Raw genomic sequence first — 7,168 nt, 5'->3', positions numbered from 1 at the left:
CTGTAGATTCAATTGGTCAACGCAACAGTCATGTGAAAACATGTAGTTGCGGAGGATTGTTGGATGAGACGGACATTTACAGCAAAGGAAAAAACATCTGTTTTTGAACTGTGGAAGAACGGAAAAGGCTTCAGTGAGATAGCTAATATCCTGGGCTCGAAACCAGGAACCATCTTCACGATGTTAAGAGATACTGGTGGCATAAAACCCAATGAGCGCAAGCGAGCTGTTGCTCACCTGACGCTGTCTGAGCGCGAGGAAATACGAGCCGGTCTGTCAGCTAAAATGAGCATTCGAGCCATCGCTACAATGCTGAATCGTAGCCCTTCGACAATCTCACGTGAAGTTCAGCGTAATCGTGGCAGGCGCTATTACAAAGCCGTTGATGCGAATAACCGGGCCAACAGAATGGCTAAAAGACCAAAACCATGCTTACTGGATCAGAATATGCCGTTGCGAGAGCTTGTTCTGGAAAAGCTTGAGATGAAGTGGTCCCCAGAGCAAATATCAGGATGGTTAAGGCGAGCGAAGCCGCGTCAAAAAACACTACGAATATCACCTGAGACAATTTATAAGACGCTTTACTTTCGTAGTCGTGAAGCGCTACACCACCTGAACGTACAGCATCTGCGCCGATCGCACAGCCTCCGTCATGGCCGGCGCCATACTCGCAAAGGTGAAAGAGGCACTATCAACATAGTGAACGGAACGCCAATCCACGAACGTTCCCGGCATATCGATAACAGACGCTCTCTGGGACACTGGGAAGGCGATTTAGTCTCGGGTACAAAAAACTCCCATATAGCCACACTTGTAGACCGAAAATCACGTTATACGATCATCCTGAGACTCAGGGGCAAAGACGCTTTATCAGTGAATCAGGCTCTTACAGATAAATTCCTGAGCTTACCTCCTGAACTCCGGCGATCACTGACATGGGACAGAGGAATGGAACTGGCCAGACATCTGGAATTTACTGGCAGCACAGGAGTTAAAGTTTACTTCTGCGATCCTCAGAGCCCCTGGCAGCGGGGAACAAACGAGAACACTAATGGGCTAATCCGACAGTACTTTCCCAAAAAGACATGCCTTGCCCAATATACTCAACATGAGCTGGATCAGGTTGCAGCTCAGCTAAACAACAGACCGAGAAAGACACTGAAGTTCAAAACACCTAAAGAGATAATTGAAAGGGGTGTTGCGTTGACAGATTGAATCTACAGCGGCTTTTTTTAATATGTCCCGTTCGTCGGTAACCCGCTTCAGCTCTTTCTGGAGACGGCGGATCTCGGCCTGAGCATCTGACTGTTCTTTATTAGTGGAAGAATCCGGACCGTACTTCTTTATCCAGGAGTAAAGGCTGTGGGTGGTGATATCGAGACGTGTTGCAACGCTGGCAACAGAATAACCGCGATCAACAACCTGTTTGACTGCTTCAATTTTAAACTCTTCGGGATAACGCTTACCGCTCATGGGCACCTCTCTTTAAGTCATCTTAAATGACTCTGAGGTGTCTGTTAAACCTGTGGCGATTCACGGTGCTCATCAGAACTACCTTCTATACCCCGCAGATGGCAAGGCATTTAGAGTACCGAATCACATGCCTCTTTATGCAGCCGCCGCAATGGGTGTTGTGGTGAGAACAGCGGCTGATGCCTTCTTTAATCTATTGGGCTATCCCTTGATTGGTAAAGAAGAACAGAATCCTGAAGGTATTCTCCTGATCTGGGGAGGGACAACTTCTATCGGACTCTCTGTGCTACAGTTTGCACGTGCTCGTAGTGTTTCACCAATATTTGTCATTGCGGCCAAGGAATACTTTGAACTACTGAAACGTTTAGGGGCGGATGAATGTTTCGATTACGAGGATTTTGACGTCGTTGAGCAGACTCGCCAACGCGCAGCAAGGTTAGGGAAGCCAATTTCGAAAATTCTTGATGCTGTCGGCTCACCATCGGCTAAAACAGCGGATACAGCGGCGGCATGTGGTGACAAGAATTCTGAAGTCATTACTATGACAGTGCACTCGTGTTATAAAATGCCATTCTGTACCATGTACAAGGACACTCAATTAAATGTTGATGGTGTTGGTTCCGTATTTATTCCTAAGCGCGAACAAGATGCAGAAAGAGCATCCGAGGCATTTGCTTGGGTAATAGAACATTATGGGAATGGTTTTGAGTTTCCCCAGATTGCTCTGACCAGTGGCTTGCTCCCGCTATCGAAGAATGTGGCCTCAGGACAGAGCGCGAGCGTTGGTTTCGGCAAGAATGTGATTACTCATCCGATTCGTGCATGAGTCTGATGTCACCAACGGTGCAAAATTGAGCTTTCCGCATTTAGGGTAACGAAAACACAATGAAGCTTTTTTGTTAACAAAAATCTAAGTTATTTTAAATTATGGATATCCGTCAGCCATTTCAGCAGTTCTGCCAGTAGAGACTGCCAGAACTGCTTTTCCGCCACACTGTAGTGACGTGATGGACGCCCTTTAGTGAAGCAGCCAATGCCTTACTTTTGCTGACTCTCTTCTAAGAGTCAAGTCGTTATTTGAGTACTTTTGCTCTGCCTGTTTTGATTACGTAGCAGTGTATAGATTTCACATGAGATATAGCATTTCTGGCAGTGTATTGCTTCCATTTTGATATGTCCTCCGGCTACACACCTGACTATATTCTTTTGTTTGTAAGCAATGAGGACATCGCATCACTGGACAAGGGCGATACAAAAGCTCGGTCATAAAGCGATCCAACTTCCGACTCAGCATGTCAGAGCTTATAAGCGACGCCAGAAAAATGATCATAACGATGCACAGACTATTGCTGAGACCTGTCAGTATGGAACTATCCGGCCAGTACCAATAAAAATGCTTGATCAACAGGATATCCAGTCGTTTTTAAAAATTCTCCATTTTATTTCAATGGGTTGCGGTAAGAATAGCCGTTACCGGCTCCCCCGCACGGATCCGGGCGTGGAAGCAATCGGATGTGGGTGGACTATTCCAGGAGATGGCAACCAACGTTTGCATAACTGGCCGAAGCGTTTCCATGTCATTTTGTGCCTCTGGCTCTGTCGACGCAGTGACTTCAGCCACAGTAGCTTCACTTCCCCCACAAACTGACTTAGGGCCTTCATGTTGAAAGGAACTCTATAGTAATTTATGTGTCCTTCCACTCCTCGCCTTAACCAACGACCGGGTTCCCCCGGCCTGTCGTGCAGGCGTTTACGAAGTGTCTGTTTGATCGTCTTCAACTGTGCCTGGCGGCGGCTACGTTTGGTCCTGCTCATCACGACCGCGCTTCCTGCCCGGTTTAGCCCTATATAGTGGGTAAAACCCAGAAAATCAAACGTCCCGGGCTTTCCCTACTCTTCCCTGTAGTGGCTCAGGGCAAAGTGCCCAAAACGAACCAGTCGGGTTCTCTCCGGGGGGACTTTCAGTCCAAATTTCCCCAACCGCTGTTTCAGCGGCAGCGGCTGACAAGCACTCCAAGGTATCCCGGTGTTTCTGGAATCCCAATACGGAGTCGTCGGCGTACCTGACCATCACAACGTCCCCCTGCGCATACTTTCGGTTTTTGTTTAGCCACAGCTCAAAGCTGTAGTGTAGATAGATGTTTGCAAGCAACAGTGAACACACCGCGCCCTGCGGGACACCAACGCGCGAACGCTACCGATGACCACGTTCATCCATCACATCAACCGTGATCCACTGCCTTATCAACCTCAGTATATACGGAACCTCAATCCGGTGCCGGAGAAACCTGAGCAGCCAGTGGTGTTCCACCGTATCGAAGAACTTACTGATATCCAGATCCAGCACCCAGTTTACCTTTTGTATCATAATCGCTGTGTGCAAGGCATCCAGCGCGTCGTGCTGACCTCTTCCCGGCCTGAATCCGTAGGCCTCGTTACCTTCCCTTATACTTGAAGTGTTAGCCAGCCAGACCCGGCATGATTCCTGCCCCCCAGTCGTCCATGATCCGGGGGGATGTAACCGGGTCTGGTGGGGCGCAGGTAACCGCTGATAGCAAAGGGTCAGGTCAGGCACCTTTGTCGGGACCGTCTGTAACGTGGATGCCGGTGCCTGCTCCCCGTGGTTATCTGGTTAACCCGTATAAACAGGGAGACAGTATGACCGAATCCAGCGATGACGAATCTGCCCAGGTCTTTATTGGCGTTGATGTTGGTAAAGACACACATCACGCCGTTGCCGTTAATCGTTCAGGTAAACGCCTGTTCGATAAAACATTACCCAACGACGAAACCAGACTCAGGTCGCTCATATCTGAGCTGAAACAGCATGGTCAGATACTGCTGATTGTTGACCAGCCTGCCACTATCGGTGCGTTACCCGTCGGTGAAGCCAAAACCGATGCCCGCGATGCGGCCATCATCGCCGAAGCTGCCCGTACCCTACCTCACGCGCTACGCACGCTAAAACTGGCTGACGAGCAAATCGCCGAACTCTCCATGCTCTGCGGCTTCGATGATGATCTTGCTGCACAGACAACGCAGACCTGCAATCGTATCCGCGGCCTGCTGACCCAGATACATCCGGCTCTGGAGCGCGTTCTCGGTCCGCGACTGGATCACCAGGCTGTGCTCGATCTGCTCCAGCGATATCCCTCACCCGAAAAACTCGCTTCGCTGGGTGAAAAGAAGCTGGCAACCCAGCTCTGCAAACTCGCGCCCCATCTGGGAAAGCGCCTTACTGCAGATATCACCCTGGCACTGACACAGCAAGCCGTCGTCGTTCCCGGCACGAACGCCGCTGTCGTTGTTCTGCCACATCTGGCACTCCAGCTCATCACTCTGCGTAAGCAAAGAGACGAAGTAGCCCTTGAGGTGGAACAGCGAGTTCTTACTCCCCCTCTTTACCCGGTTCTGACCAGCATGCCCGGAGTCGGTGTCAGGATCACAGCCAGACTCCTCACAGAGGTCGCCTGCCGCGCCTTCGCCTCGACCGCACATCTCGTAGCCTGGAAACCCGACATTCCGGCTCATACATACGCGGGGAACATCCCTCGCGACGGGGTAATAAAATCCTCAAACGGGCGCTGTTTCTGTCGGCCTTCGCGGCGCTCAGAGATCCGATATCCTGGGCTTACTACACACGCAAAATGAGCTTGGGAAAACGACACAACTAGGCGCTTATCGCTCTCGCAGGACGCCGCAGTGACGCTCTGTTCGCCATGATGCGTGACGGGACTTTTTATACCCCTGCTGTGTCATAAACATGCTTGACAACTTAATAGGGGTCCCCCCAGAAAGTCAGCCTCATAGATTTAGTTCAACACTGTCACCACCGCCTGCTGTACGATTTTATCCTCCAGACAGAGAATGCTCAGTTGCCTTTCTGATCCATCTCCTTTGGGAATGAACTCCTGCCTTGCCAGCCGGGGTCTGTATTGCCTCCTCTGAAGTCTGCTGTGGAATTCTCTGAGGTTGTCATGCGAGTTTTGTGCATAGCTGTCCCATGTCATTCCGTCGCAGCTCGGTACATCCTGATGTTTGAGTTGATGGAAGCTCTGCAACAGCAGGACTTGCCGCACTTTGTTATGCTCAGTGAAACCTACTTGCCACCGGTGCTGAACTTGTCGGGGGACTAGCCTCAGCATAGCAGAGGTATCTCTTACACGTTTAAATTGTTTCCCATCACCCATCCATCTTTTTATCGCCTGGCAGACCAGAGGTCCCCCTGGAAGAGTTAACAACCGTTTCCTTGTTGCGAAATAACAGCGCACCTTTTTCTTGGTTTTCGGCACACCGTTAATCGGTTAGATCTGCGTCAGGATCGCCTCCACACTCGTTTTCGCATCGCCGAACAACATGATGGTGTTTTCTTTAAAGAAAAGTGGGTTTTGCACGCCAGCGTAACCGGTATTCATCGAACGTTTGAACACCACCACCTGCTGCGCCTTCCATACCTCAAGTACCGGCATACCTGCGATAGGGCTACTTGGATCTTCCTGTGCGGCCGGGTTGACGGTATCGTTGGCGCCGATCACCAGCACCATGTCAGTATCGCTGAAGTCGTCATTGATCTCCTCCATCTCCAGCACGATATCGTAGGGGACTCTGGCTTCGGCCAGCAGTACGTTCATATGTCCCGGCAAACGCCCGGCTACCGGATGGATACCGAATCGTACCTGTACGCCTAGCGCAATCAGCCGGCTGGTCAATTCCTGTACCGGATACTGCGCCTGGGCGACCGCCAGTCCGTAGCCGGGGGTAATGATAACTGAACGGGCGTTTTTCAGCGCTTCAGCTACTTCCGCAGCGCTGCATTCGCGATGTTCTCCCTGCGGGGCGCTATCGTCAGTTGCCGTACCAGCGCTGCCAAAGCCGCCGGCGATGACGCTGATGAACGCGCGATTCATGGCCTTACACATAATGTAAGAAAGAATAGCCCCGGAAGAGCCAACCAGCGCGCCAGTCACGATCAGCAGGTCGTTACTGAGCATAAAACCCGCCGCCGCCGCCGCCCAGCCGGAATAGGAATTGAGCATCGAGACAACCACCGGCATATCTGCGCCGCCTATTGAAGCGACAAGATGCCAGCCAAACGCCAACGCAATTAGCGTCATAACGCTTAATGCCAGACTCTGCCACAGCAGGCTGTCGCTTCGTACAAATACGAGCATTAAGGCGAAAGAGACCAGCAGAGCCGCGAGGTTCATACCGTGGCGACCTGGCAATATCAGCGGTTTTGACGCGAAGATCCCGCGCAGCTTACCGAATGCCACTACCGAACCGGTAAAGGTTATGGCTCCGATGAAGATCCCCAGAAATACCTCCACAAGATGGATAGTCGTCATGGCCGTGTCATCGAGCGGCGCATGGCCAAGGTAGCTATTAATACCCACCAGCACCGCCGCCAGGCCGACAAAGCTGTGCAAAATCGCCACCAGCTCCGGCATTTCGGTCATTTCCACCCGCTGCGCGAGAAAAATACCGATGCCTCCACCGGCCATCATCGCTACCAGGATCCATGCGACATTGGCTGCCTGGGGACCGAGGATGGTCGCCGCCAGTGCAATCACCATCCCGGCGATACCAAAAACGATCCCTGCTCGCGACGTCTCATGCTTCGATAAGCCGGCCAGGCTAAAAATAAACAACAGCGCGGCAACAATGTAAGCCGCAGTAACAAGACCTCCAGACATAA

General features: G+C 51.3%; 3 protein-coding genes and 4 pseudogenes. 3 read left to right on the top strand and 4 right to left on the bottom strand.

All coding sequences use genetic code 11. From position 1 onward, the window contains the following. The first annotated feature begins 63 nt into the window (after nt 1–63). Nucleotides 64–1,215, top strand: coding sequence for an IS30-like element IS30H family transposase (locus tag OGV65_RS03000; protein WP_191249251.1), 1,152 nt, complete (start codon nt 64–66; stop codon nt 1,213–1,215). A 9-nt stretch (nt 1,216–1,224) separates the two neighbouring features. Here the strand turns inward: OGV65_RS03000 and OGV65_RS02995 are convergent. After that, nucleotides 1,225–1,473 (bottom strand): annotated as a pseudogene (locus tag OGV65_RS02995) (transposase); the annotation flags it as partial. A 37-nt stretch (nt 1,474–1,510) separates the two neighbouring features. Here OGV65_RS02995 and OGV65_RS02990 point away from each other — a divergent pair. Further along, nucleotides 1,511–2,299 (top strand): zinc-binding dehydrogenase, encoded by a 789-nt coding sequence (locus OGV65_RS02990; RefSeq protein ID WP_286454587.1) that lies wholly within the window; start codon nt 1,511–1,513, stop codon nt 2,297–2,299. Between the two features lie 239 nt (nt 2,300–2,538). Here the strand turns inward: OGV65_RS02990 and OGV65_RS02985 are convergent. After that, nucleotides 2,539–2,673: pseudogene (locus OGV65_RS02985) on the bottom strand (IS110 family transposase); the annotation flags it as partial. Nucleotides 2,674–3,343: 670 nt separating this feature from the next. Next, nucleotides 3,344–4,048: pseudogene (locus OGV65_RS25385) on the bottom strand (reverse transcriptase domain-containing protein). An 83-nt stretch (nt 4,049–4,131) separates the two neighbouring features. Between OGV65_RS25385 and OGV65_RS02975 the strand changes: the two are divergent. Continuing rightward, nucleotides 4,132–5,234 (top strand): annotated as a pseudogene (locus OGV65_RS02975) (IS110 family RNA-guided transposase). 543 nt (nt 5,235–5,777) lie between these two features. Here the strand turns inward: OGV65_RS02975 and pntB are convergent. After that, nucleotides 5,778–7,166 carry a Re/Si-specific NAD(P)(+) transhydrogenase subunit beta gene (gene pntB, locus OGV65_RS02970; protein ID WP_286454585.1) on the bottom strand — a complete coding sequence of 463 codons (1,389 nt, stop codon included), beginning with the start codon at nt 7,164–7,166 and terminating at the stop codon, nt 5,778–5,780. Nucleotides 7,167–7,168: the final 2 nt, after the last annotated feature.

Origin of the sequence: Citrobacter sp. Cb004 (genome assembly GCF_030337065.1) — a bacterium.
In the GTDB taxonomy this organism is placed as follows: domain Bacteria; phylum Pseudomonadota; class Gammaproteobacteria; order Enterobacterales; family Enterobacteriaceae; genus Citrobacter; species Citrobacter braakii.
This window is presented reverse-complemented; position numbering and strand designations above follow the sequence as displayed.